This is a genomic window from Streptomyces sp. NBC_01351, assembly GCF_036237315.1.
GTDB lineage: Bacteria > Actinomycetota > Actinomycetes > Streptomycetales > Streptomycetaceae > Streptomyces.
The window spans coordinates 4,560,148-4,585,095 of record NZ_CP108356.1; the positions used below are offsets into that span (position 1 = coordinate 4,560,148).

Genomic DNA, 24,948 nt, shown 5'->3' on the forward strand with positions numbered 1-24,948 from the left:
CTTAAGGCCCGATCCTCAGCTCCCGCCGGCGAGTTCGCCGCTGAGCTTCCCGTGCAGGTGGGCGCTGGGGTCGTTCAGGCCGGTGATCTCCACGTGCTTGCCGCGCTGGGCGTACCGGTGCTCGATCGCGTCGAGGGCAGCCACGGAGGATGCGTCCCAGATGTGGGCCGCGGAGAGGTCGATGACCACCTGGTCGGGGTCGCCGGCGTAGTCGAACTGCTCGACGAGGTCGTTCGAGGAGGCGAAGAACAGCTCGCCGGTCACGCAGTACACGACCTGGCCGCCGTCCGGATCGAGGACGGAGGTGACGTTCGCGAGGTGCGCGACGCGCTTGGCGAAGATGACCATCGCGGTGACCGACCCGGCGACGACGCCGACGGCGAGGTTGTGGGTGGCGACCACGCAGGCGACGGTCAGCACCATGACGGTGATCTCCCCGGCGGGCATGCGCCGGAGCGTCTTCGGGGCGATGGAGTGCCAGTCGAAGGTGGCGAAGCAGACCATGACCATGACGGCGACGAGGGCCGCCATCGGGATCCGGGAGACGACGGGCCCGAAGACGATGCACAGCACCATGAGGAACGCGCCCGCGAGGAAGGTCGACAGCCGGGTCCGGGCGCCCGAGACCTTCACATTGATCATTGTCTGGCCGATCATCGCGCAGCCGCCCATGCCGCCGAAGAACCCGGTGACGATGTTCGCGACGCCCTGGCCCACGGACTCGCGCGTCTTGCTCGACCGGGTGTCGGTGATCTCGTCGACGAGCTTCGCCGTCATCAGCGACTCCATCAGCCCGACCACCGCCATGGCCAGGGCGTACGGGGCGATGAGCGTGAGGGTGTCCAGGGTGAACGGCACGTCCGGCAGACCGGGCACGGGCAGTGAGGACGGCAGGGCGCCCTTGTCCCCGACGGTCGGCACCGCGATCCCCGCGGCCACCGTGATCGCGGTGAGGACGACGATGGACACCAGCGGAGCCGGTACCACCTTGGTGACCTTGGGGAAGAACACCATCAGCCCGAGCCCGCCGGCGAGCAGCGGGTAGACGGCCCACGGCACGTTCCGCATCTCGGGGACCTGGGCCATGAAGACGAGGATGGCGAGGGAGTTGACGAAGCCGACCATCACCGAGCGGGGTATGAAGCGGATCAGCTTCGCGACCCCGAGCGCCCCGAGCACGATCTGGAAGACGCCGCCGAGGATCACGGCAGCGATCAGGTAGCCCAGGCCGTGCTCCCGGTTGAGCGGAGCGATCACGAGCGCCACCGCCCCCGTGGCGGCGGAGATCATCGCCGGGCGCCCGCCGACGACCGAGATCGCCACGGCCATGGTGAAGGACGAGAAGAGGCCGATTGCCGGGTCGACTCCGGCGATGACCGAGAAGGAGATCGCCTCGGGGATCAGCGCGAGTGCGACCACCAGACCGCCGAGCACCTCGGTGCGGAACACCTTCGGTGACATCCAGGCGGGCCGCGCCGGCCGACGAAGGCCGCGCGGGCGCGAGGGGCTGGAGACGGAGGAGGAAGACAAGACGGCACGGACCTCAGGCTCGGGCGCACCCCAACCGGCAGGCGGGCGCGCGGAGAAGACGCGAAGACGGAGATCGCCCAGGCTCCTGGGAGAAGCCGACCAAGATCTTCTCCCAGATTTCTCCCAAACGATCTCCGCAGACGCAGGAAGGGCCTGACCCGCGATGCGGATCAAGCCCTTGACCTGGTCTTACGAAGTCGGGGTGGCGGGATTTGAACCCACGACCTCTTCGTCCCGAACGAAGCGCGCTGCCAAGCTGCGCTACACCCCGATCGCCGCCTTGCAGCAGCTGCTGTCGTGGCGACATCGATTACTTTAGCGGACCTGCGGCCTGAGGCGAAATCCGGTTTTCACCGAGCGGTCGCGGGGCCAGCGGAGATGCCGGGCGGTAGCGGTCCGCCGCGACCAGGGCCAGGCCGAGGGCGTAGAAGAGGATGCCCAGCACCAGCGCGTTCAGGGCCACGCGGCCGTAGCCGTACTGGGCCACGTCGATGAAGGGGTACGTGTACCGGCTCTTCACGTCGGGGGACAGCAGGGCTCCGCGGACCAGCGCGAAGGTCACGTACGCGAGCGGGTACGCCGGCCAGCGGACGGCGTGGCGCGGGAGCAGGGTGCCCGGGGCGGTGAGGAAGAGGAAGTCCAGGACGGCGCCGATCGGCGTGACCGTGTGGAGGAGCTGGTTGGCGACGGCCTTGGCGCCGGTCAGCTTGTTCAGGTCCTCCAGCACGTTGAAGGGGCTCGACGGGTTCGCGAGCACCAGGTGGAAGACCAGCCCGGTGATCAGGATGAAGAGCAGGACCCCGCCCCGGTAGAGGGGGTCGACGTCCGGGCGGCGCTGCCAGGTGCGGGCGGCCGAGAGGGAGAAGACGACCGCCACCGCGATGTTCGTCCAGATGGTGAAGAAGCTCAGGACGACGGGGACGCTGCCGTGGGTGAGCTCGATGGCGAGCCCCACCACGGCCGCAGCGGCGATGAGGGCGCGGAAGGCCGCCTGGACTGCGTACGTCGGTGAGGTCATCGCATCAACGTACCGGTGGAGGTCGGGGGAATCCTTACGCCTTCTCGGTGAGCGTCAGGAGTGTCGCCTCCGGCGGGCAGGCGAAGCGCACCGGGGTGAACCGGTTGGTGCCGCAGCCCGCCGAGACGTGCAGGTACGAGCGCTGCCCGGCCGCGTCGTAGGTGGACAGGCCCTTCACCCGCTTGGTGTCCAGGTCGCAGTTGGTGACGAGCGCCCCGTAGAAGGGGATGCACAGCTGTCCGCCGTGCGTGTGGCCGGCGAGGATCAGCGGATAGCGGTCGGCGGTGAAGGCTTCGAGGACGCGCAGGTAGGGGGCGTGGACCACGGCGATCGAGAAGTCCGCCCCCGTGTCCGGACCGCCGGCCACCCGCTCGTAGCGGTCCCGCTTGATGTGCGGGTCGTCCAGACCGGTGAAGGCCAGGTCCAGTCCGTCCAGTTTCAGCCGCGCCCGGGTGTTGGTGAGGTTCAGCCAGCCCGCCGCGTCGAAGGCGTCCCGCATCTCCTCCCACGGGTTGTGGACGGCGCCGACGACCGGCTTGTTGCCGTTCAGCCCGTGTCGGCCCTGGGCCTTCTCGATCAGGTAGCGCCCGGGGTTGCGCAGCCGGGGCCCGTAGTAGTCGTTCGACCCGAAGACGTACACGCCGGGGAAGGACATCAGGGGGCCCAGGGCGTCGAGCACCTCCGGAATGCCTTCGGTGTCGGAGAGGTTGTCGCCGGTGTTCACGACGAAGTCCGGGCGCAGCCCGGCCAGCGACTGCAGCCAGGCGCGCTTCTTGCGCTGCCCGCCGACCATGTGGATGTCGGAGACCTGCAGTATGCGCAGCGGGCGCATCCCCCGGGGCAGGACCGGGACCGTCACCCGGCGCAGGCGGAACGACCGCGCCTCGAAACCGGCGGCATAGGCCACACCCGCGGCCCCCACCGCAGCGATTCCGGCAGCCGCCTTCAGGGGTACTCCGTAACGCGCACGCATGGACCCATCGTCGCAGACCCGGAAAACGGGTGGGCGCCACCGCCCCCGTACCTGGCAGACTCAGGTGCATGACCACGCTCAAGGCCAAGCTCCAGGAAGACCTCACCACCGCCATCAGGGCGCGGAACGAGCTGCACTCGTCCACCCTGCGACTGACCCTCTCCGCCATCACCAACCAGGAGGTCGCGGGCAAGGAAGCACGCGTGCTCTCCGACGACGAGGTCCTCAAGGTGATCGCCAAGGAGGCGAAGAAGCGCCGCGAGGCCGCGGAGGCCTTCGCCCAGGGCGGCCGTCCCGAGCAGGCCGCGCGGGAGACCCTGGAGGGCGAGTTCCTCGACACGTACCTGCCCAAGCAGCTCGGCGACGAGGAGCTCGACGCGATCGTGGCGCAGGCCGTCGCGGAGGCCAGGGCCGCGGGCGCCGAGGGGCCGCGCGCGATGGGTGCCGTCATGAAGATCGTGAACCCGAAGGTCGCCGGTCTCGCGGAGGGCGGGCGGGTCGCCGCCGCCGTGAAGAAGCACCTCTCCTGACATCGGGGGACGCAAACGGGTGAGGGCCCCGGCCGGGTTTCGGCTGGGGCCCTCGTCGTTCGTGCGCCGCGCGGCTACTGCTCCTCGCGGCCGCCGATGATGCCGCCCGGGCCGATCGTGAAACCGGGGAAGGGCGTGTCGGTGTCCCCGCCCGTGGTGCCGCCGGTGGCTCCGACGGTCGTCGCTCCGCCGGGCCGCCCGCCGGGCTTGTTGTCGCCGCCCGGCTTGCCGGGCTTGCTCGTGCTCGTGGGCGGCTTGTTGCCGCGGGAGCCGCCGGACGGAACGACAGGCTCCGGGATGCTGACGGTGGTGAAGGTGGGGGACTCGCGCCCGGACAGGGCGCCGGTGATGGCGTCCTTCCAGATCGGGCCGGGCAGGCCGCCGCCGAAGACCTTCGGGTAGTACTGGCCGCCGATCCTGATGTTCTCCATCGTGATCTTCTTTGTGCCGCCCGAACCGACCCACACCGCACCGGAGATGTTCGGGGTGTAGCCCACGAACCAGGCGTTGTGACGGGAGTCCGTCGTACCGGTCTTGCCCGCGCTGTCGCGCTCGGTCAGACCCGCTCGCTCACCGGTACCGGAGTCGACCACTCCGCGCAGCAGGGTGTTGATCGTGTCCGCGGTCTCCGTGGCCATCGCCCGGTCGCACTTGCTCTTCGGCACCGCCAGCGCCTTGCCATGGGCGTCGGTGATCGACTCTATGGCGATCGGGGTGCAGTAGACGCCCCGGTTGGCGAAGGTCGCGTACGCGTTGGCCATCGTCAGCGGGGAGAGTTCGGCGGAGCCGAGCGCGATCGAGGGTCCCTCGGGCAGCTTCGAGCCGTCGGCCGGGACGACGCCGAGCTTCTGCGTCATCTCCGAAACCGGGCAGAGGCCGATCTCACCGATCATCTCGACGAAGTACGTGTTGATGGACTTCTCCATCGCCGTCTTCATGGCGTACGGACCGATCTCGTCCTCGGTCTCGTTCTCCGCCGTCTCCCGCCTGGAGGGCGGGTTGATGTACGACGTGCCGTCACAGCGGCTGATCGGGCTCGGGTAGTCCATCTTGTTCGGCGCCCCGTACACCTTCGTCGCCGGCATGCCGCGCTCCAGCGCGGCGGCCGCGATGAACGGCTTGAAGGTGGAGCCGACCTGGAAGCCGAAGTTCGAGCCGCCCATCCGCTTGTCCACGGAGTAGTTGATCACGGTCTCGTTCTTGCCGAAGCCGTACGGCTTGGACTGACCCATCGCCAGCACCCGCCCGGTGCCCGGCTGGACGACGGTCACGGCCGTCGCGATCGAGTCCTCCTGGTAGACGTGGTCCTTGATCGACTCGTTCGCCGCGTCCTGCGCCTGCGGGTCCAGGGTCGTCCGTACGGTCAGACCGCCCTGGTTCCAGACCTTCGCCCGCTCCTCGCGCGTCTTGCCGAAGACCGGGTCGGTGAGGAAGGAGTTCTTCACGTAGTCACAGAAGAACCCGGCGCCCTTGACCGCGGTGATGCAGCCGTTCTTGGGCTTGGTCACCTTCAGGACGACCGGCTTCGCCTTCGCCGCGTCCGCCTCCGCCTGGGAGATGTCCTTGATGTCGGCCATTCGCTGCAGGACGAGGTTGCGGCGCTTCGTCGCCTCGGTCGTGTCGTTCACCGGGTCGTACCGGGTCGGCGACTGGACGACGCCCGCCAGCATCGCGGACTCTTCCAGGGTCAGGTCCTTGGCCGGCTTGCTGAAGTAGCGCTGGGCGGCGGATTCGACTCCGAACGCCTGCTGGCCGAAGAACGTGATGTTGAGGTAGTTCTCGAGGATCTTCTTCTTCCCGAGCTCCTCCTCGACCTGGATCGCGTACTTCAGTTCGCGGATCTTTCGCCCGAGGCTCTTCTCCTGGGCCGCGCGCACCTTCGTCTCGTCGTCACCGGCCTCTTCGACGAACACGTTCTTCACGTACTGCTGGGTGAGCGTCGAGGCACCCTGTGCCGCGCCGCCTTCCTGCGCGTTGCGGTTGACCGCGCGCAGGATGCCCTTGAGGTCGATCGCACCGTGCTCGTAGAAACGCGAGTCCTCGATGGCGACGATCGCCTTCTGCATGTACGGGGAGATCGCCGTGAGGGGGACCACTTGCCGGTCGCGCGAATAGACCATGGCGATCACGTCACCTTGGGCGTCCAGAATCGTGGTCCGCTGGCTCAGTGGCGGAGTCTTGAGATTGGCCGGAATCTCATCGAATCCCTCGACCGTACCCTTGGCCGCGAGCCCCAGGGCACCCGCCGCCGGAATCGCCATGCCGGCCAGCACAACTCCGGAGAGAACGGACACCCCGAGGAACTTGGCGGCCTGCTGGCTCCCCGTGAGCCCGCCGCCCGAGCGCTTCTTTCCCATGGAGGGCAGCCTACGTTCTGATTCGCCGGACACGCGCGAATGCCTTGGCCTAAGCTGTCCCCAACTGTCACAGCAGTCGGGTGTCACATCAACCCCTCGGCTTGATTTTCACCCTTCCCGAATGGGGTGGACTCATGTCCGAATCTCGCTGTTCGCTGTGACTGCGTGCTCGTGATGCCCCGCCGATTTCATCCGAATCGCCGGAATGGCCGGGCATGTCGCCGGATCACTCCGTCGGGTGATCTGCCGCTTACCCATAGTCCGTTCGGACCATTCAAGATTGGGCCCGTCGGGGGTGTTGCACTGTGCCCACCTTCCGTAACGTCCTCAACTGGCAGCGGTGAATATGCCTCTGCCGCCGTGGGGGAGCCTCGATTCGGGAGAGGACGGCGCCGGGATGGGCTGGGTTACCGACTGGAGTGCGCAGGCAGCCTGCCGCACTACCGATCCGGATGAACTGTTCGTTCAAGGAGCGGCACAGAACAGGGCCAAGGCGGTGTGCACCGGATGTCCGGTGCGGACCGAGTGCCTGGCCGACGCGCTCGACAATCGCGTCGAGTTCGGCGTGTGGGGCGGAATGACCGAGCGGGAACGACGCGCGCTGCTGCGCCGGCGTCCCACCGTCACCTCGTGGCGACGGCTGCTCGAAACCGCTCGCACGGAGTACGAGCGCAGCACGGGCATCCTCACCATGGATGCAGACACGGAGATCGACGTTGCGTACGAAACGTACGCGGCAGCCGGGTAGACCACACGGCCGCCACGACGTACGAACGCCTACGCTCCGGTCGGTACCCCGGCCGCGAGTCGCTCTCCGATGGCCCGCAGCCCGGCGAGGTCGTGTACATCGCCGGGCAGGGCGGCCACTTCGGCCACCGCCACTTCGGGGTGCAGTGAGGTGAAGCGATCGCGTGTGCGCTGCTCACGCGCGATCACCTGCATCCTCTCCGCGTGCAGGCGCAGCAGTCCTGCGGTGATCTCGTCCACGACGAGGGAGCTGTCGGGCGTGTCGTCGGTCGCTACGTCGGTCGTGTCGGCGGGGGAGCCGGCGTCGTCGGCGTCGTGGGCCGAGTCACGAAGTCCAGCTTTCCCGGACTCCTGATCGACAATGCCGCCGTCTTCAAGATTCTCCGCAGCGGCCAACGCCCGCTCGGCGGACAGCTGGTCGGCGCCACTGCCGTGCACCCGGTTCAGTACGAGACCCGCCAGCGGCATCTTCTCCGCGGCCAGCCGCTCCACGAAGTACGCCGCCTCGCGCAGGGCGTCCGGTTCGGGCGCGGCGACCACGAGGAAGGCCGTGCCCGGCGCCTGGAGCAGCCGGAAGGTCGCGTCCGCGCGGGTGCGGAAGCCGCCGAACATCGTGTCCATCGCGGCCACGAAGGTCTGAACGTCCTTCAGCAGCGAGGCGCCCATCAGCTTGCTGAGGGTGCCCGTCATGATCGACATGCCGACATTGAGGAACTTCATCCCCGCCCGGCCGCCCACCTTCGCCGGAGCCATCAGCACCCGGATGAACTTCCCGTCCAGGAAGGATCCGAGGCGCTTCGGCGCGTCGAGGAAGTCCAGCGCGGACCGGCTCGGCGGGGTGTCCACGATGATCAGGTCCCAGTCGTCCCGGGCCCGCAGCTGCCCCAGCTTCTCCATCGCCATGTACTCCTGCGTTCCCGCGAAGCCGGCCGACAGCGACTGGTAGAAGGGGTTGGCGAGGATGGCCTTGGCCCGCTCGCCGTCCGCGTGCGCCTCGACGATCTCGTCGAAGGTCCGCTTCATGTCGAGCATCATGGCGTGCAGTCCACCGCCGTCGGCGCCCACGCCGCCGACCTCGCGCGGGGTGTTGTCCAGCGAGTCGATCCCCATCGACTGAGCGAGCCGCCGCGCCGGGTCGATGGTCAGCACCACCACCTTCCGCCCGCGCTCGGCCGCCCGTACGCCGAGCGCCGCGGCCGTGGTGGTCTTGCCGACCCCGCCCGCCCCGCAGCACACGACGATCCGGGTCCCCGGGTCGTCCAGCAGCCCGTCGACCGCCAGTCGCGGCGCAGAGTCCAGCCCCACGGTGTCCACCCCCTCGCTCATTCGCCCACCGACTGCTTGCGCAGTTCCTTCGCCAGCTCGTACAGCCCGGCCAGGTCCATACCGGCGCCGAGCAGGGGGAGTTCGTACGTCGGCACGTCCAGCTCGCCCAGTACGGCGCGCTGCTCGCGCTCCAGCTCCACCCGGCTCGCGTGCTCGGCGGCCTGCACGAGCAGTGGCTCAACCAGCCGCTCGGCGAGCCCGCCGCGGCGCGCGCCGCCGAGTCCCGCGCGGGAGAGCGCCTGTGCGACCCCGGCACGGTGGTCCTCGGCGGCGGCGCGCAGGGTGTCCTCGTCCAGGTGGTGCGGGCGCACCATGTTGACGACGACCCGCCCGACGGGCAGCCCGGCCCGCCGCAGCTCCTCGATCCCGTCCGCGGTCTCCTGGACGGGCATCTCCTCCAGGAGGGTGACCAGGTGGACGGCCGTCTCCGGGGACTTGAGCACCTTCATGACGGCCTGCGCCTGGTTGTGGATCGGCCCGAACCGGGCCAGGCCCGCCACCTCGTCGTTGACGTTCAGGAAGCGGGTGATCCGTCCGGTCGGCGGCGCGTCCATGATCACGTGGTCGTAGACGAACCGGCCGGCCCTGTCCTTGCGCCGCACGGCCTCGCAGGCCTTGCCCGTCAGCAGCACGTCGCGCAGCCCGGGGGCGATGGTCGTGGCGAAGTCGATGGCGCCGAGCTTCTTGAGCGCCCGGCCGGCCGAGCCGAGCTTGTAGAACATCTGGAGGTAGTCCAGCAGCGCCCGTTCGGCGTCGATGGCGAGCGCGAAGACCTCCCCGCTGCCACCCGGCGCGACCGCGATCTTCCGTTCCTCGTACGGGAGCGCCTCCGTACCGAAGAGCTGTGCGATGCCCTGCCTGCCCTCGACCTCCACCAGAAGAGTCCGCTTGCCCTCGCGTGCGAGGGCGAGCGCGAGTGCCGCGGCGACCGTGGTCTTGCCGGTGCCGCCCTTGCCGCTGACCACCTGGAGCCTGCTCACAGCGCCCGAGCCTAATTCCTTTGCCCCGGACCGCAGGCACTACCCTCGCTCCCATGACCAAGAAGTTCGAATACGCGACCGTCCCGCTGCTGGTCCACGCCACCAAGCAGATCCTGGACACCTGGGGCGAGGACGGCTGGGAGCTCGTCCAGGTCGTGCCCGGGCCGAACAACCCCGAGCAGCTGGTGGCCTACCTCAAGCGGGAGAAGGCATGAGCGGCGGCGCCGTCGAAGCGAAGCTGGCCGAGCTCGGCCTGACCCTCCCCGAGGTCGTCCCGCCGATCGCCGCGTACCAGCCGGCGGTCCGGTCGGGTGCGTACGTCTACACCGCGGGCCAGCTCCCGATGGTCAAGGGCAGCATGCCGGTCACCGGCAAGGTCGGCGCCGAGGTCTCGGCGGAGCAGGCCAAGGAACTGGCCGCCGTGTGCGCGCTGAACGCCCTGGCCGCCGTCAAGTCGGTCATCGGCGACCTCGACAAGATCGCGCGTGTCGTGAAGGTCGTCGGCTTCATCGCCTCGGCCCCCGACTTCACCGCCCAGCCGGGCGTGCTGAACGGCGCGAGCGAGCTCCTGGGCGCGGTCCTCGGCGAGAAGGGCGTCCACGCCCGCAGCGCGGTCGGCGTGGCGGTCCTCCCGCTGGACGCGCCGGTCGAGGTCGAGATCCAGGTCGAACTGGTCCCCGGAGCCTGACCCCCTCCGGGGCGGTGGTCCAGGTCCGCAGGTGCGGCGCCGTTCCCGGGGGCGCCGCCCCCGGACCCTCCCCCGGCTACCGCTGGGGTCCCCCCGGACGGAGTCTGGGGGAGGGTCTGGGGCGGAGCTCCAGGAGGCCGCGCGCAGCAGGAGACCCTCGAACATCGGGCCGGATGGCCGTAGCATCCCGCCATGCCGAATCAGCAGCAGCCCACCCCGCCCCCCGGAGGCCAGTGGTACCCCCCGGAGTGGCCCGACCGCATCCGCGCGCTCGCGGACGGTTCCCTCACCCCGGTGGAACCGAAGCGCGCCGCCACCGTCATGCTGCTGCGCGACACCCCCGCCGGGCCCACCGTGCACATGCTCCGCAGGCGGGCCTCCATGGCCTTCGCCGGAGGCGCGTACGCCTATCCCGGCGGCGGGGTCGACCCGCGCGACGAGGAGCACCAGGTCGGCTGGGCCGGGCCCAGCCGAGCCGACTGGGCCGAGCGGCTCGGCACGGACACCCGTACCGCCCAGGCCATCGTCTGCGGAGCCGTACGGGAGACCTTCGAGGAGGCCGGCGTCCTGCTCGCCGGGCCGACCGCGGACACCGTCGTCGGGGACACCACCGGCGACGACTGGGAGGCCGACCGCGAGGCTCTCGTGGCGCGGGAGCTGTCCTTCGCCGAGTTCCTCGACCGCCGCGGCCTGCGGCTGCGCTCCGACCTGCTCGGGGCGTGGGCGCGCTGGATCACCCCGGAGTTCGAGCAGCGCCGCTACGACACCTGGTTCTTCGTCGCCGCCCTCCCCGAGGGCCAGCGCACCCGCAACGCCTCCACCGAGGCCGACCGGACCGTCTGGATCCGCCCGGCCGACGCGGCCGCCGGATACGACAAGGGCGAGCTCCTGATGATGCCGCCCACGATCACCACCCTGCGCTCCCTGGAGCCGTACGGGAGCGCCGCAGAGGCACTCGCGGGGGCCGCCGGCAAGGACCTCACCCCCGTGCTGGCGCAGGCCTCGCTGGAGGGCGGGGAGCTGGTTCTGAGCTGGCCGGGCCACGACGAGTTCACCAAGCGCGTCAGCATCGACCGCCCCGGAGGCACCGAGTGACCGACGCCGCCGCACTGCCCGGACAGCCCCGTGGAGTGGTCTCCTCCGGGCCCGCGACCGCCCGCGCGGTGAACGTCCTGGCCCCCAACGCCTCCGCGATGACCCTGGACGGCACCAATACCTGGCTCCTGTCCGAGCCCGGCTCCGACCTGGCCGTCGTGGTCGACCCCGGCCCGCTGGACGACGTACACCTGCGCGCGGTCATCGCCGCCGCCGAGCAGGCGGGCAAGCGGATCGCCCTCACCCTGCTCACCCACGGCCACCCCGACCACGCCGAGGGCGCCGGCCGCTTCGCCGAGCTCACCGGTACCAAGGTCCGCGCCCTGGACCCGGCCCTGCGCCTCGGCGACGAGGGCCTGGCGGCGGGGGACGTCATCCGGACCGGCGGGCTGGAGCTGCGCGTGGTCCCGACCCCGGGGCACACCAGCGACTCGCTCTGCTTCCACCTGCCCGCCGACCGGGCGGTGCTGACGGGCGACACCGTCCTCGGGCGCGGTACGACCGTCGTCGCCCACCCCGACGGCCGCCTGGGCGACTACCTGGACTCCCTGCGCCGTCTGCGCTCGCTCACGGTCGACGACGGCGTGCACACCGTCCTGCCGGGCCACGGGCCGGTGCTGGAGGACGCGCAGGGCGCCGTGGAGTTCTACCTGGCCCACCGGGCGCACCGGCTCGCGCAGGTCGAGACGGCCGTCGAGAACGGCTTCGTCACCCCCGAGGCCGTCGTCCGGCAGGTCTACGCGGACGTGGACCGCTCCCTGTGGCCGGCGGCGGAATGGTCCGTCCGCGCGCAGCTGGAGTACCTCCAGGAGCACGGCCTGATCCCGGGCGGCCCCGAGCTCTAGGCCGAACGGGGGCTCTTCGTGCCGTGCCGGGCGGTGTACTCGTCGGCGAGCCACGGCCCCAGGTCCTCGATGTACGCACGCAGCACCGCCGGGTCCGCGACCGGATCCAGTGCCACGGCGGCCGCTCCCCGCATCTGCGCGGCGCGCTCCGGGTAGTACAGGCCGAAGACCTCAGCCGACTCGGTGAGGTCGCTGGTCCAGCCGCCCCACCGGGGCATGACCAGCGTGAAGCCGGTGCGGACCAGCTGCCGGGCGAAGGACCGGCTCAGCCTCCGGTACTCCTCCGGGGTGGTCGCGGCCTGCGCCGTGGCGCGCCAGGCGGGCAGCCGCTCGGCCAGGTCGCCGTTGGTCTCGCGGGCCAGCAGGCCGTCGGGGCGGTAGCGGGGCAGGTGCTCGGCCAGGTCCGCGCCGAGCAGCGGGGTGCACAGGCAGGCGAGGAACCAGCCGAGGTCGAATTGTTCCGCCTCGCTCAGCAGGGTGTCCTTGCCGTAGAGCAGGAGGCCGACCCCGTCGATCTCCTCGAACTCCTCGTCGAGCCCGCGCGCCAGTACCTCGGCGGTGTCCCGGTCCTCGGCGGAGGGCTCGTGGTGCAGGGCGAGCAGCAGGTCGAGGTCGGACCGCCCGGGCCGGGCCGCCCCGCGGGGCACGGATCCGTACAGGTAGGCGCTGTGCAGCCGGCGCCCGAACGCCTCGCCGGTCCGCTCCCGCGCGGCCGCGACGACCCCGCGGAACCGTTCCTGCACCTTCCCGAGCGCGCCCTCGCGCTCGAAGTACCCGTACGGGTCCACACCTCTGTGCTCCATGCACCCACTGTGCAGGGTGTGGCCCCGCCGGCGCCTGAGGCACGGGGGACCGGAAGCGCCCCCACGACGGCTCCGCGCCCGGATACGCCGAAGGGGCCCCGCCCAGCCGGGCAGGGCCCCTCACACGGCAAAGGCCGGCGTCAGCGGGACCGCTTCGCCAGCCGCTCCACGTCCAGCAGGATCACGGCACGGGCCTCCAGGCGGAGCCAGCCGCGGCCCGCGAAGTCGGCCAGCGCCTTGTTCACGGTCTCGCGCGACGCGCCGACGAGCTGCGCCAGCTCCTCCTGCGTGAGGTCGTGCACGACGTGGATGCCCTCCTCGGACTGCACGCCGAACCGGCGCGACAGGTCCAGGAGCGCCCGTGCCACACGGCCGGGAACGTCGGAGAAGACCAGGTCGGACATCTGGTCGTTGGTCTTGCGCAGGCGGCGGGCGACGGCGCGCAGCAGTGCGGTCGCGACCTCCGGCCGGGCGTTGAGCCAGGGCTGGAGGTCGCCGTGGCCGAGGCCGAGCAGCTTGACCTCGGTCAGCGCGGTGGCGGTGGCGGTGCGCGGGCCCGGGTCGAAGAGCGACAGCTCGCCGATCAGCTCGCCGGGGCCGAGGACGGCCAGCATGTTCTCGCGGCCGTCGGGGGAGGTGCGGTGGAGCTTCACCTTGCCCTCGGTCACGACATACAGCCGGTCGCCGGGGTCGCCCTCGTGGAACAGGGCGTCACCGCGTGCGAGGGTCACCTCGCCCATGGAGGCGCGGAGCTCCGCGGCCTGCTCGTCATCGAGCGCCGCGAAGAGCGGGGCGCGCCGCAGAACGTCGTCCACGAGTCTCTCTCCTATGTCGACCAGCTCAGGGGACCGGTCCCTCATTTTGCCGGACGGCTCAAACAGTGCGATCAATCACTACCAAGGATGCCGGACGGACGCCCGTGCTGTGTGGTGAGAGACCAATCGGGGTGGTGTTACCTGAGGTCCGGGCGGGTGTCAGCGGCCGGCCTTAGGCTGGCCGGGTGTCCAATAAGCCGGTGAGAGCACAGGCCAAGGGGTCCGCGGGAGTGACGGCGGCCCATAATTCAGCCGTGGGCGAACATGCCCCCGCGAAGGTGCCCGCGAAGGCCCCACCGACCCCTCAGGGCAAAGATTCGGCCAAGAAACGGCCGAAGGCACCGGTGACGGCCAACGGGGTGGCGGCCCCGGTGAAGGTGCCCGCGAAGGCTGTCGCGAAGGCACCGGCCCCGGCGAAGGCGCCTGCCAAGGCGACCGCCAAGCCCGAGTCCCACCTCTCCATGGTGCGTCGCGCCCGCCGCATCAACCGCGAGTTGGCCGAGTTGTACCCGTACGCCCATCCGGAGCTCGACTTCCGCAATCCCTTCGAGCTCCTGGTCGCCACCGTCCTGTCCGCGCAGACCACCGACCTGCGCGTGAACCAGACGACCCCGGCCCTCTTCGCCGCCTACCCGACCCCCGAGGACATGGCCGCGGCAGTTCCGGAGGACCTGGAGGAGCTGATTCGGCCGACCGGGTTCTTCCGGGCGAAGTCCCGCTCCCTCCTCGGCCTCTCACAGGCCCTGCGGGACAACTTCGGCGGAGAGGTTCCCGGCCGCATCGAGGACCTGGTGACGCTGCCCGGGGTCGGCCGCAAGACGGCGAACGTCGTCCTGGGCAATGCGTTCGGAGTCCCCGGCATCACCGTGGACACCCACTTCGGCCGGCTGGTGCGCCGCTGGAAGTGGACCGAGCAGGAGGACCCGGAGAAGGTCGAGGCGGAGATCTGCGCGATCTTCCCGAAGAGCGAGTGGACGATGCTCTCGCACCGGGTCGTCTTCCACGGCCGCCGGATCTGCCACTCGCGCAAGCCGGCCTGCGGAGCCTGCCCGATCGCGCCGCTGTGCCCGGCCTACGGGGAGGGCGAAACGGATCCGGAGAAGGCGAAGAAGCTGCTCAAGTACGAGAAGGGCGGCCAGCCGGGCCAACGCCTGACCCCACCCCCGGACTACCCGGGCCTCCCGGCCCCGTCGAAACCGAGCCCAACCCCGGCGTAACTCCAGCCCCGGCAGCGGCGCCGCACCTGAGGAACGAATCGGTACCCGCACCGCGTTGGCGGTTGTGGGAGACACGGACAGGGATGCCTATGACGCGCGGTAGCGGTACGCGGGACGAGACGGCCACAGCCCGGGAGGGCTTCGGCGGCGACATCGCCGTCACCACCACCGGCCTGCCCGCCTGGCTCGACCCCGTCGCCGAGGCGGCCCGCTCCGTGGAGGGGCCGCAGCTGAGCCGGTTCCTGCCCCCGACTGACGGCCGCGGCCGTCAGTCGGCCGTGCTCGTCCTCTTCGGCGAGGGCCCCCGCGGCCCCGAGCTGCTGCTCATGGAGCGCGCAGGCACTCTCCGCTCGCACGCGGGCCAGCCGTCCTTCCCGGGCGGCGCCCTGGACCCGGAGGACGGCGATCCGGCCACCACGGGCCCGCTGCGCGCCGCCCTGCGCGAGGCCGAGGAGGAGACCGGGCTCGACCCCTCCGGGGTCCAGCTCTTCGGGGTGCTGCCCCGGCTGTACATCCCGGTCAGCGAGTTCGTCGTGACCCCGGTCCTCGGCTGGTGGCGTACGCCCAGCCCGGTCGGAGCCGTGGACCCGGCCGAGACGGCCCGGGTCTTCACGGTTCCCGTGGCCGATCTCACGGACCCGGCGCACCGGGTCACGACCGTCCACCCGGGCGGTCACCTGGGGCCGGGCTTCACCGTCGAATCGGCCCTGGTCTGGGGGTTCACCGCCGGGGTGATCGACCGGATCCTGCACTTCGCGGGCTGGGAGCGCCCGTGGGACCGCTCACGGCAGGTCCCGCTCGACTGGCGCGCATGAGACGGTGGCCCACGTGAACGTGCTGGACATCTTGTTGTTGGTCGCCGCCGTGTGGTTCGCGATCGTCGGCTACCGCCAGGGGTTCGTCGTCGGCATCCTGTCGGTGATCGGCTTCCTCGGCGGTGGCCTCATCGCCGTGTCCCTGCTGCCACTGGTCTGGGACCGGGTGACGGACAACGGCACCCAGGTGTCCACCACGGCCGTGGTGATCGCCGTCGTCGTGATCATCGTCTGCGCCTCCATCGGGCAGGCCCTGACCACCCACCTCGGCAGCAGCCTCCGCCGCCGCATCACCCGGAATCCGGCGCGCGTGATCGATGCGGCCGGCGGCGCCCTGGTCAACGTGGTCGCGATGCTGCTGGTGGCCTGGCTGATCGGTTCGCTGCTCGCCGGGACCTCGGTGCCCACGCTGGGCAAGGAGGTCCGCAACTCCAAGGTGCTCCTCGGAGTGGCCCGGGTGCTGCCCGAGCAGGCGAACACCTGGTTCTCGGACTTCAGGTCCACCCTGGAGCGCAACGGCTTCCCGCAGGTGTTCACCCCGTTCTCGAACGAGCCCATCCCCGCGGTGCAGGCGCCGGACCCGGACCTCTCCACGAGCCCCGTCGCGGAGCAGGCCAAGCAGTCGATCGTGAAGGTCGTCGGCACCGCGCCCAGCTGCAGCAAGGTGCTGGAGGGCACCGGCTTCGTCTTCGCGCCCGGCAAGGTGATGACCAACGCACACGTCGTCGGCGGGGTCGGCGAGCCGACCGTGCAGGTCGGCGGCGAGGGCAAGCTGTACGACGGCAAGGTCGTGCTCTACGACTGGGAGCGCGACATCGCCGTCCTGGACGTGCCCAAGCTGAAGGCGCCGGCGCTGGAGTTCACCGACAAGGACGCGGTGAGCGGCAACGACGCGATCGTCGCCGGCTTCCCGGAGAACGGCGCGTACGACGTGCGCGCGGCCCGGGTCCGCGGCCGGATCAACGCCAACGGCCCGGACATCTACCACCGGGGCACCGTCCGACGGGACGTCTACTCACTGTTCGCGACGGTCCGCCAGGGCAACTCCGGCGGTCCGCTGCTGACGCCCGACGGCAAGGTGTACGGGGTCGTCTTCGCGAAGTCCCTCGACGACCCGAACACCGGCTACGCGCTGACGGTGGACGAGATCCGCGACGACATCCGGATCGGCAGGACCGCCGACCGCCGGATCGACAGCCAGGGCTGCGCCCTCTGAGGCCGCGAACCCGAGGCGCCGGACTGACGTCCCGGACTCAGGTCCCGGACCTGACGTCCCCGGACCTTGCGTCCTCCTACGTCCGTGGATGGCGTAGGCGCGCCGAGACCCACAGGGCCCGGCGGCGCAGGATGCGCGGAATCCCGAGTCGGAGGTCGTGGCCGTGCCGGCCGGCCCTCCCGTGGGTGCCCGGAGCTGCGTCCGAGCGGTCTTCGCGTGCGGTGTCACCGTAGTCGTGCGTCCAGCCCATACTCCGAGCTGTGCCCGTGCCCCAAGGTCGGTAACCCCTTCCGGGGCGGCCAATTGGCCTATGCGCCAGGCAATTGAATGCTTGTCATATCGGCTGGGGTTCGATTAACGGTCCGGTTCGGGGTCTTTGAGCCAGTTCACGAGCTCCGTGGAGAAGGCCACCGGGTCCTCCTCGTGCGGGAAGTGCCCGAGACCGTCGAACAACCGCCACCTGTACGGGGCTTCGACGTACTCCCCGGAACCGGCCGCGCTGCGCGTCCGCATCACCGGGTCGAGCGAGCCGTGCAGGTGTAGCGTCGGCACCCGCACCGGCCGCTTCATCCGCCGGTTGAACTGGAGCCCGTCGGGCCGCGCCATCGACCGCATCATCCAGCGGTACGGCTCCACGGAGCAGTGCGCGGTGGACGGAATGCACATGGCCCGCCGGTACACGGCGATGTCCTCGTCGGTGATGGACTCCTGCAGCCGGGGTCCGGACCAGTCCCGGATCAACTCCCCTACGAGGGCCCCGTCTTCGGCGACGAGCTGCCGCTCGGGGACGAACGGCCGCTGGAAGCCCCAGATGTGCGAACTGGCACGGGTCTGCCCGAAGTCCGACAACATCGCCGAGCGCCAGCGGCGCGGGTGCGGCATCGAGGAGACGACGAGGCGGCGCACCAGCTTGGGCCGCATCACGGCCGCCGTCCAGGCGAGGTAGCCGCCCAGGTCGTGCCCGACGAGCGCGGCGTCCGGCTCGCCCAGGGAGCGGATGACACCGGTGACGTCGAGCGCCAGGTTGGCCGGGTCGTAGCCGCGCGGGGTGCGGTCGCTGCCGCCCACCCCGCGCAGGTCCATCGCGACGGCCCGGTAACCGGCGTCCGCGAGCGCGGTCAGCTGGTGCCGCCAGGTCCACCAGAACTGCGGGAAGCCGTGCAGCAGCAGCACCAGCGGCCCGTCACCCACCTCGGCGACGTGGAAGCGGGCGCCGTTGGCGGCCACGTCCCGGTGGAGCACCGCTCTGCCGTCGGGGAGGTCGAGCCGTACCGCCGTGGCAGCAGTGGGGGGTGTGCTGGGGTCCGGCGTGGGCGCTGTCATGAAGACGAGCGTGCCACACCCACAGCCTGGTCACTGACCGCCCGCGGGTGCGGCTTGACGGTCCCGACGAGCGCGGCGGTCTGCTTGACGGACTCGATGGTCTTCACCGGCGGCTTGACCTTCTTGAACTTGGCGACCGCGAGCAGCCCGATCAGCCCCGCGAGCAGCCAGAACGCCCCGCCGACGATGAGGAAGGACCAGGCGAGGCCCAGGCCGAGGTTGTGGATCCCGTAGGCCGCGGCGAAGCTCAGCACCGGCAGGGAGAAGAGCACGAGCACACCGGCGACGATCGCGGCACCGCTGCCGATGCCCGCACGCTTGACGTCCTGCTTGATCTCCACCTTGGCGAGGGCGATCTCGTCGTGCACCAGGGCGGACATCTCGGCGGTGGCCGAGGCGACCAGCTGGCCCAGTGTGCGCTCGGCTCCCTGCGCCCCTTGGTCCACTGCGCTCATCGCTCTCTCCCTTTGTCGTCTGCTGTGTTGCTGCGTCTGGCGCCGGCGGCTGTCCTCCGTCGTCAGTCAGATCATGCCGGACGGTCGGCCTCGTTGCTGTGCCCGGCCGCCGCTTCCGCCGCGGCGTCGGCCGCGGCTTCGGCCTTGCGGCGGTGCCCCGCGGCCCTCTCCTCGTAGATCTTCGCCATCCGCTCGTGGTACGCCGGGTTGTGCTCCTCGTAGATGTCCGGGATGCCGTCCTGGTCGTCGTCGCGCTCCTCGGCCTCGGTGAGCGCCTTGTACTTGCGGTCGCGGAGCTTGAGCAGGACGCAGGAGATGATCGCGGCGATGAGGGAGCCGATGAGGACGGCGGCCTTGATCTCGTCGGTGAGGATCGTGTCGCCGGCGAAGGCGAGCTCGCCGATCAGCAGCGAGACGGTGAACCCGATGCCGGCGAGGGAGGCCACGGCCAGTACGTCGGGCCAGGCGAGGTCGTCGTTCAGCTCGGCCTTGGTGAAGCGGGCGGCCAGCCAGGTGCCGCCGAAGATGCCCAACGTCTTGCCGACGACCAGGCCGAGGACCACACCGAGGGTCTCGGGCCGGGTGAAGACCTGCCCGATGGACTCGTCGGAGAGGGAGACGCCGGCCGAGAAGAGCGCGAAGAGCGGTACGGCGAGACCGGCCGACACGGGCCGGACCAGGTGCTCGATGTGCTCGCCGGGGGAGTGGTGCTCGCCGTCCTTGGTGTGGCAGCGGAGCATCAGGCCCATGGCGACACCGGCGATGGTGGCGTGGACCCCGCTGTTGTACATCAGGCCCCAGATGGCCAGGGCGAGCGGCACGTAGACGTACCAGCCGCGGACGCCCCGGCGGAGCAGGAACCAGAAGAGGACCAGGCCGACGACCGCGCCGCCGAACGCCAGGAAGTCGATCTCGCTCGTGAAGAACACCGCGATGATGATGATCGCGAAGAGGTCGTCGACGACGGCGAGGGTCAGCAGGAACGCGCGCAGCGCGGAGGGCAGCGAGGTGCCGATGACCGCGAGGACGGCGAGCGCGAAGGCGATGTCGGTGGCGGTCGGGACGGCCCAGCCGTCCATCGAGCCGTTGCCGAACGTGTTGACGAGGGCGTAGACCCCGGCGGGGACGGCCATGCCGCAGATCGCGGCGATGACCGGGAGGGCGGCGGCCTTGGGTTCGCGCAGGTCACCCGCGACCAGCTCGCGCTTGAGCTCGATGCCGGCCACGAAGAAGAAGATCGCGAGCAGTCCGTCGGCGGCCCAGTGCTGGATCGAGAGGTCCAGGCCGAGGAAGGCGGGGCCGATGTGGAAGTCCCGGACGGTCTTGTAGCTCTCCGCCAGGGCGGGGGTGTTCGCCCAGATGAGGGCGGCGATCGCAGCCACGAGGAGCAGCACACCGCCGACGGTCTCGGCGCGCAGGGCGTCGGCGACGAAGCGCCGCTCGGGCAGCGAGAGCCGACCGAGGAGCTTGCGGCTCTGGTTGTCGGTGGGGGTGGGCGTGGCCACGGTGGGGCACCTCCGGGTGGTCGGTTGGACGGCATGGCGAAGCTCATTGCCGACCAGACTTCCCGGCGCACCCTGTGGCGTTTCTTTACGCTTTCAATATTTTACAGGGCGTACGCGAGGGTGTATCCGGTGATCATCACTTTATGTGCGAAAGGGGCACCCGGCGCGGCGCGCCGGGTGCCCCTTTCGTCGTGTCTCAGTCCTCGCTGGAAGCGCTGGGCAGCTTGCTCTGGATCAGGCTCATCACCGAGGAGTCGGCCAGGGTGGTGACGTCACCGACGGCGCGGTTCTCGGCCACGTCGCGCAGCAGTCGGCGCATGATCTTGCCGGAGCGGGTCTTCGGCAGCTCCTGGACCGGCAGGATCCGCTTCGGCTTGGCGATCGGGCCCAGCGTGGTGCCGACGTGGTTGCGCAGCTCGGCGACGAGACCGTCGGTCTCCGACGCGCTGCCGCGCAGGATCACGAAGGCCACGATGGCCTGGCCGGTGGTCTCGTCGTTGGCGCCCACCACGGCCGCCTCGGCGACCGAGGGGTGCGAGACGAGAGCCGACTCGACCTCGGTGGTCGAGATGTTGTGGCCGGACACCAGCATCACGTCGTCCACCCGGCCGAGCAGCCAGATGTCTCCGTCCTCGTCCTTCTTGGCGCCGTCGCCCGCGAAGTACTTGCCTTCGAAGCGGGACCAGTAGGTGTCGATGAACCGCTGGTCGTCACCCCAGATGGTGCGCAGCATCGACGGCCACGGCTCGGTCAGGACCAGGTAGCCGCCTCCGCCGTGCGGGACCTCGTGCGCCTCGTCGTCCACGACGGTGGCGGAGATCCCGGGCAGCGCGCGCTGCGCCGAGCCCGGCTTGGTCTCCGTGACGCCGGGGAGCGGGGAGATCATCATCGCGCCCGTCTCGGTCTGCCACCAGGTGTCCACGATCGGACAGCGGTCGCCGCCGATGTGCTTGCGGTACCAGATCCAGGCCTCGGGGTTGATCGGCTCGCCGACCGAGCCCAGCACGCGCAGGCTCGACAGGTCGAACTTCGCGGGGATGTCGTCGCCCCACTTCATGAACGTACGGATGGCCGTGGGCGCCGTGTAGAGGATGGTGACGCCGTACTTCTGCACGACCTCCCAGAACCGGCCCTGGTGCGGGGTGTCCGGCGTGCCCTCGTACATCACCTGGGTGGCGCCGTTCGCGAGCGGCCCGTAGACGATGTACGAGTGCCCGGTCACCCAGCCGATGTCGGCGGTGCACCAGTAGACGTCGGTCTCCGGCTTCAGGTCGAAGACCGCGTGGTGGGTGTACGCCGCCTGCGTGAGGTAGCCGCCCGAGGTGTGCAGGATGCCCTTCGGCTTACCCGTGGTCCCCGAGGTGTAGAGGATGAAGAGCGGGTGCTCGGCGTCGAAGGCCTGCGGGGTGTGCTCTACGGACTGCCGGCCGACCGCGTCGTGCCACCAGACGTCGCGGCCCTCGGTGAAGGCGGTGTCCTGGCCGGTGCGCCGTACGACGAGCACGTGCTCGACCTGCGGGCACTTGGCGACGGCCTCGTCGATCGCGGGCTTCAGGGCGGTCGCCTTGCCGCGGCGGTAGCCGCCGTCGGCGGTGATGACCAGCTTGGCGTCGGCGTCCTGGATGCGGGAGGCGACGGCTTCGGCGGAGAAGCCGCCGAAGACCACGGAGTGCGCGGCGCCGATACGGGCGCACGCGAGCATCGCCACGACCGCCTCGGGGATCATCGGCAGGTAGACGGCGACGCGGTCGCCGGCCTGGACGCCGAGCTCGGTCAGGGCGTTGGCGGCCTGGGAGACCTCGTCCTTGAGCTGGGCGTAGGTGATCGCGCGGCTGTCGCCGGGCTCGCCCTCGAAGTGGATGGCGACACGATCGCCGTTGCCGGCCTCGACGTGGCGGTCCACGCAGTTGTAGGCCACGTTCAGCTTGCCGTCCGCGAACCACTTCGCGAAGGGCGGGTTCGTCCAGTCGAGCGTCTCGGTCGGCTCCGTGGCCCAGGTCAGCCGCCGGGCCTGCTCGGCCCAGAAGCCCAGCCGGTCCGCGTCGGCCTGTGCGTACGCAGCCTCTGTCACGTTGGCGGCGGCGGCCAGATCGGAGGGCGGTGCGAACCGCCGCTCCTCCTTGAGCAGATTGGCCAGGCTTTCATTGCTCACGAGATCTCCCTTTCCCAGGGTGTCCGTTGTGTCCCCGGGCATAGCTCATCAGTCGGTGGCCCGGGTGACAAGGGGTAGCCGACAATTGGTTTAGACCTATTTCCCGACTCGGCGCCGCGCGGGAGCGACGCGCGAAGGCCCCTTCCCGCTGCAGGGTGCGAGAAGGGGCCACACGATTGCACGGATACGGGAGGCTATCGGTTCATCGGCGCTGCGGCTCAGGCGTTCTGCCCGACACTGTCGAAGACGCGGCAGTCGAAGAAGTCCTCGCCGTCGGACAGCAGGTAGGCCTGCGCCTCACCCACGTGGAAGTACATCCCGTGCAGCTCCAGCGAGCCCTCGGCGAGCCGCCTGGCCACCGACTCGTGTGCCCTCAGGTGCTCCAACTGCTGGACCACATTGGTCAGGCAGAGCTGCTCGACGGCGTCAGCCGGGAGCCGTCCGGAGATCCGGGCCCAGGCGTGGTGACGGCTGGCCATCCGCTCCAGGCTGGGCAGCCCGTGCCGCAGCCAGCGGCGCAGCGGGGTCATCGGCTGCCCGGGAGCGGAGTTGAGCAGGGCCTGCATGGCCCCGCACCCGGAATGGCCGCACACCGTGATGCTGTCCACCTTCAGCACGTCCACGGCGTACTCGATGGCCGCCGCGACCGAGTCGTCGGTGGACTCCGCGCCGGGGAGCGGGACCAGGTTTCCGACGTTGCGGACGGTGAAGAGGTCGCCGGGGCCGCTGGCCGTGATCATGCTGGTGACCAGGCGGGAGTCCGCACAGGTGAGGAACAGCTGCGAGGGCCGCTGCCCCTCGCGGGCCAGCCGGGCCAGTTCGTCCCGTACGTGGGGCGCGGTATCGCGCTGGAAGGCGCCGATCCCGTTGGCCAGTTGACCGGCTCCGGGACGCCGAGGCCTCTTCGCCGGGGCGGCCTCGGCCTCGAAGGTGTCGGCGGCCGGGGCCTCCGCGTCGTCCGGTTCGGCCGTACGGGGCCGCGTCGGCCGGTGGTCGCAGTGGTTCTGCCAGGGCGTCCAGGGCCGGCAGCACTGGTGGGTCCCGCGCTGCGGCGCACCCCGGGGCCGCTCGGAGGCTCCGGAGCGGCCGGTGACCTTCAGCGAACCCCCGTGCGCCACATGGGACTCCTGCCAGTCCCGCAAGGTCTCGTAGGCCGCGTGGTCCATGAACGAGCCGTCGAGCTCGATCACCGCGTGCCCGTGCTGCGGAATCTGGTTGAGGACCCGGCTCAGCCGCGGCACCGCGAGGAAGGTCAACTGGCCGCGCGCCCTCACCTGGTGGACCTCTCCCTCCAGCTGCTCCACGGTGATCCTCGTCCGGGCGAGGCGGTGCAGCGCCAGCGCCACGGCAACCGCGATGCCGATGGCCACGCCCTCCAGGACCCCGCCGAGCACCACGGCGACGATGGTCGTCGCGTAGACCGGGATCTCCCGGTGCCGCGTGACACTGCGCAGGTGCGTGATGCTGACCATCTGCACGCCCACCGCCATCACCAGCGCGGCCAGCGCGGCCAGCGGGATCAGATCGAGGAGCGGGACGAGCAGTCCGGCCGCGAGCAGCACCCACAGGCCGTGCAGCATGGTCGACCGGCGGCTGACCGCACCGGACTTGACGTTGGCCACGCTGCGGACGGCCACACCCGTGATGGGCAGACCGCCCAGCGCCCCGGAGACGATGTTCGCCGCGCCCTGCCCGCGCAGCTCCTTGTCGAGGCTGGCGCGTGGCGGGCGGTTCCCCGTCCGCCGCTCGGAGGCGATCAGCTTGTCGGTGGCGACCGCGGACAGCAGGGACTCCACACTGCCGACCAGGGTGATGGTCAGCACGGCGGCGATGATGCCGAGCACCGGACCCTCGGGCACTTCGGGCAGGGCGTGGCTGCTCCAGGACGGAAGGTCGACCCGGGGCAGGCCGATCCCGGCCAACGCGGCGAACGCGGTGGCCGTGGCGACGGCGGCGAGGGCCGCCGGCACCTTGCGCAGCGCCAGGCCCGTCCGCCCGGGCAGCCGCGGCCAGCCGAGCAGGACGATCAGGGTCAGCACGCTGATGCCGAGCGCGCCGGGATGGAGGTCGGCCAACTGGCCCGGCAGGCCGAGCACGTTGGCCACGGCCGAGCTCTGCGGGGTGCCGCCGAGCACGATGTGCAGCTGGGCCAGCGCGATGGTCACGCCGATTCCCGCGAGCATGCCGTGCACGATGGCCGGGCTGACCATGAGTGCCGACCGGGCGGTCCGCAGCGCGGCGAGCCCGAGCTGGCAGCAGCCGGCGAGCACGGTGATGGCGCAGGTGGTCCGCCACCCGTAGTGCTGGATCAACTCGGCGGTGACCACGGTGAGTCCGGCCGCGGGCCCGCTCACCTGGAGCGGGGCGCCGCCGAGCCGTCCGGCGACGATCCCCCCGACCGCCGCGGCGACCAGGCCCGCCTGGAGCGGGGCTCCGGTGGCCAGGGCGATGCCGAGCGAGAGCGGCAGGGCGATGAGGAACACCGCGGCGGAGGCGGAGAGGTCGGCGGGGAGGTCTTTGGCAGCAGCGGTCATAAGGTCCCGTCTCCTCTGGTCCGT

The 24,948-nt window shown here is 70.7% G+C and carries 22 protein-coding genes and 1 tRNA gene; 9 read left to right on the forward strand and 14 right to left on the reverse strand.

Annotated elements, in window-relative coordinates; translation table 11 throughout:
• Positions 1-15: 15 nt before the first annotated feature.
• The 4 genes from OG625_RS21110 to OG625_RS21125 all read right to left on the reverse strand — a co-directional run bounded on the left by OG625_RS21110 (position 16) and on the right by OG625_RS21125 (position 3,521).
• Positions 16-1,461, reverse strand: coding sequence for a SulP family inorganic anion transporter (locus OG625_RS21110; protein WP_443067744.1), 1,446 nt, complete (start codon positions 1,459-1,461; stop codon positions 16-18).
• A 266-nt stretch (positions 1,462-1,727) separates the two neighbouring features.
• Positions 1,728-1,801: transfer RNA gene (locus OG625_RS21115), tRNA-Pro, on the reverse strand.
• A gap of 39 nt (positions 1,802-1,840) precedes the next feature.
• On the reverse strand, positions 1,841-2,548 hold the full coding sequence (locus OG625_RS21120; protein WP_329383314.1) for a Pr6Pr family membrane protein: 708 nt from the start codon (positions 2,546-2,548) through the stop codon (positions 1,841-1,843).
• Between the two features lie 34 nt (positions 2,549-2,582).
• Positions 2,583-3,521 carry a metallophosphoesterase gene (locus tag OG625_RS21125; protein WP_329383317.1) on the reverse strand — a complete coding sequence of 313 codons (939 nt, stop codon included), beginning with the start codon at positions 3,519-3,521 and terminating at the stop codon, positions 2,583-2,585.
• A 68-nt stretch (positions 3,522-3,589) separates the two neighbouring features.
• On the opposite strand from OG625_RS21125, the gene OG625_RS21130 reads away from it, so the two are divergent.
• Positions 3,590-4,051, forward strand: a complete 462-nt coding sequence (locus tag OG625_RS21130; RefSeq protein WP_329383320.1) for a GatB/YqeY domain-containing protein — start codon at positions 3,590-3,592, stop codon at positions 4,049-4,051.
• Between the two features lie 74 nt (positions 4,052-4,125).
• Here the strand turns inward: OG625_RS21130 and OG625_RS21135 are convergent, their stop codons facing one another.
• Positions 4,126-6,408: a transglycosylase domain-containing protein gene (locus OG625_RS21135; RefSeq protein WP_329383324.1), complete on the reverse strand. Its 2,283-nt coding sequence runs from the start codon at positions 6,406-6,408 to the stop codon at positions 4,126-4,128.
• Between the two features lie 397 nt (positions 6,409-6,805).
• On the opposite strand from OG625_RS21135, the gene OG625_RS21140 reads away from it, so the two are divergent.
• A complete protein-coding gene (locus tag OG625_RS21140) occupies positions 6,806-7,156 on the forward strand; it encodes a WhiB family transcriptional regulator (protein ID WP_329383327.1) in 351 nt (116 codons plus the stop codon).
• Positions 7,157-7,185: 29 nt separating this feature from the next.
• Here OG625_RS21140 and OG625_RS21145 read toward each other — a convergent pair whose 3' ends face one another.
• Complete coding sequence (locus OG625_RS21145) at positions 7,186-8,481, reverse strand: ArsA family ATPase (RefSeq protein ID WP_329383331.1); 1,296 nt, start codon at positions 8,479-8,481, stop codon at positions 7,186-7,188.
• On the reverse strand, positions 8,478-9,461 hold the full coding sequence (locus OG625_RS21150) for an ArsA-related P-loop ATPase (RefSeq protein WP_329383334.1): 984 nt from the start codon (positions 9,459-9,461) through the stop codon (positions 8,478-8,480). The genes OG625_RS21145 and OG625_RS21150 overlap by 4 nt, the downstream gene beginning before the upstream one ends.
• Before the next feature lie 53 nt (positions 9,462-9,514).
• Between OG625_RS21150 and OG625_RS21155 the strand changes: the two genes are divergently transcribed.
• The 4 genes from OG625_RS21155 (at position 9,515) to OG625_RS21170 (ending at position 12,089) form a co-directional block, all read left to right on the forward strand.
• Entirely contained in the window at positions 9,515-9,676 is a 162-nt protein-coding gene (locus OG625_RS21155; protein ID WP_007264966.1) for a DUF4177 domain-containing protein, read from the forward strand.
• Positions 9,673-10,149 carry a RidA family protein gene (locus OG625_RS21160; RefSeq protein WP_329383341.1) on the forward strand — a complete coding sequence of 159 codons (477 nt, stop codon included), beginning with the start codon at positions 9,673-9,675 and terminating at the stop codon, positions 10,147-10,149. The genes OG625_RS21155 and OG625_RS21160 overlap by 4 nt, the downstream gene beginning before the upstream one ends.
• A gap of 192 nt (positions 10,150-10,341) precedes the next feature.
• Positions 10,342-11,244: an NUDIX hydrolase gene (locus tag OG625_RS21165; RefSeq protein ID WP_329383344.1), complete on the forward strand. Its 903-nt coding sequence runs from the start codon at positions 10,342-10,344 to the stop codon at positions 11,242-11,244.
• On the forward strand, positions 11,241-12,089 hold the full coding sequence (locus OG625_RS21170; RefSeq protein ID WP_329383346.1) for an MBL fold metallo-hydrolase: 849 nt from the start codon (positions 11,241-11,243) through the stop codon (positions 12,087-12,089). The genes OG625_RS21165 and OG625_RS21170 overlap by 4 nt, the downstream gene beginning before the upstream one ends.
• On the opposite strand, the gene OG625_RS21175 is transcribed toward OG625_RS21170, so the two are convergent.
• Together OG625_RS21175 and OG625_RS21180 are read right to left on the reverse strand one after the other, a co-directional pair.
• Complete coding sequence (locus tag OG625_RS21175; protein ID WP_329383349.1) at positions 12,086-12,892, reverse strand: nucleotidyltransferase; 807 nt, start codon at positions 12,890-12,892, stop codon at positions 12,086-12,088. The two genes, OG625_RS21170 and OG625_RS21175, sit on opposite strands and share 4 nt — an antisense overlap.
• Positions 12,893-13,032: 140 nt before the next feature.
• On the reverse strand, positions 13,033-13,707 hold the full coding sequence (locus OG625_RS21180; RefSeq protein WP_003981529.1) for a Crp/Fnr family transcriptional regulator: 675 nt from the start codon (positions 13,705-13,707) through the stop codon (positions 13,033-13,035).
• Between the two features lie 344 nt (positions 13,708-14,051).
• On the opposite strand from OG625_RS21180, the gene nth reads away from it, so the two are divergent.
• From nth to OG625_RS21195, 3 genes are all read left to right on the forward strand, one after another.
• A complete protein-coding gene (gene nth, locus OG625_RS21185; RefSeq protein WP_443067745.1) occupies positions 14,052-14,924 on the forward strand; it encodes an endonuclease III in 873 nt (290 codons plus the stop codon).
• An 89-nt stretch (positions 14,925-15,013) separates the two neighbouring features.
• Positions 15,014-15,739 (forward strand): NUDIX hydrolase, encoded by a 726-nt coding sequence (locus OG625_RS21190; RefSeq protein ID WP_329383356.1) that lies wholly within the window; start codon positions 15,014-15,016, stop codon positions 15,737-15,739.
• Positions 15,740-15,752: 13 nt separating this feature from the next.
• The gene (locus OG625_RS21195; RefSeq protein ID WP_329383359.1) at positions 15,753-16,955 is read left to right on the forward strand and encodes a MarP family serine protease; all 1,203 of its coding nucleotides are present in this window, start codon (positions 15,753-15,755) and stop codon (positions 16,953-16,955) included.
• Between the two features lie 354 nt (positions 16,956-17,309).
• Here OG625_RS21195 and OG625_RS21200 read toward each other — a convergent pair whose 3' ends face one another.
• The 5 genes from OG625_RS21200 to OG625_RS21220 all read right to left on the reverse strand — a co-directional run bounded on the left by OG625_RS21200 (position 17,310) and on the right by OG625_RS21220 (position 24,924).
• Positions 17,310-18,278, reverse strand: a complete 969-nt coding sequence (locus tag OG625_RS21200; RefSeq protein WP_329383362.1) for an alpha/beta fold hydrolase — start codon at positions 18,276-18,278, stop codon at positions 17,310-17,312.
• Positions 18,275-18,733 carry a phage holin family protein gene (locus OG625_RS21205; RefSeq protein ID WP_329383365.1) on the reverse strand — a complete coding sequence of 153 codons (459 nt, stop codon included), beginning with the start codon at positions 18,731-18,733 and terminating at the stop codon, positions 18,275-18,277. Before OG625_RS21205 ends, OG625_RS21200 begins: the two co-directional genes overlap by 4 nt.
• A gap of 71 nt (positions 18,734-18,804) precedes the next feature.
• A complete protein-coding gene (gene nhaA / locus OG625_RS21210; RefSeq protein WP_329383368.1) occupies positions 18,805-20,238 on the reverse strand; it encodes a Na+/H+ antiporter NhaA in 1,434 nt (477 codons plus the stop codon).
• Positions 20,239-20,434: 196 nt separating this feature from the next.
• On the reverse strand, positions 20,435-22,432 hold the full coding sequence (gene acs, locus OG625_RS21215) for an acetate--CoA ligase (RefSeq protein ID WP_329383371.1): 1,998 nt from the start codon (positions 22,430-22,432) through the stop codon (positions 20,435-20,437).
• Between the two features lie 176 nt (positions 22,433-22,608).
• Complete coding sequence (locus OG625_RS21220; RefSeq protein WP_329383374.1) at positions 22,609-24,924, reverse strand: SulP family inorganic anion transporter; 2,316 nt, start codon at positions 24,922-24,924, stop codon at positions 22,609-22,611.
• Positions 24,925-24,948: the final 24 nt, after the last annotated feature.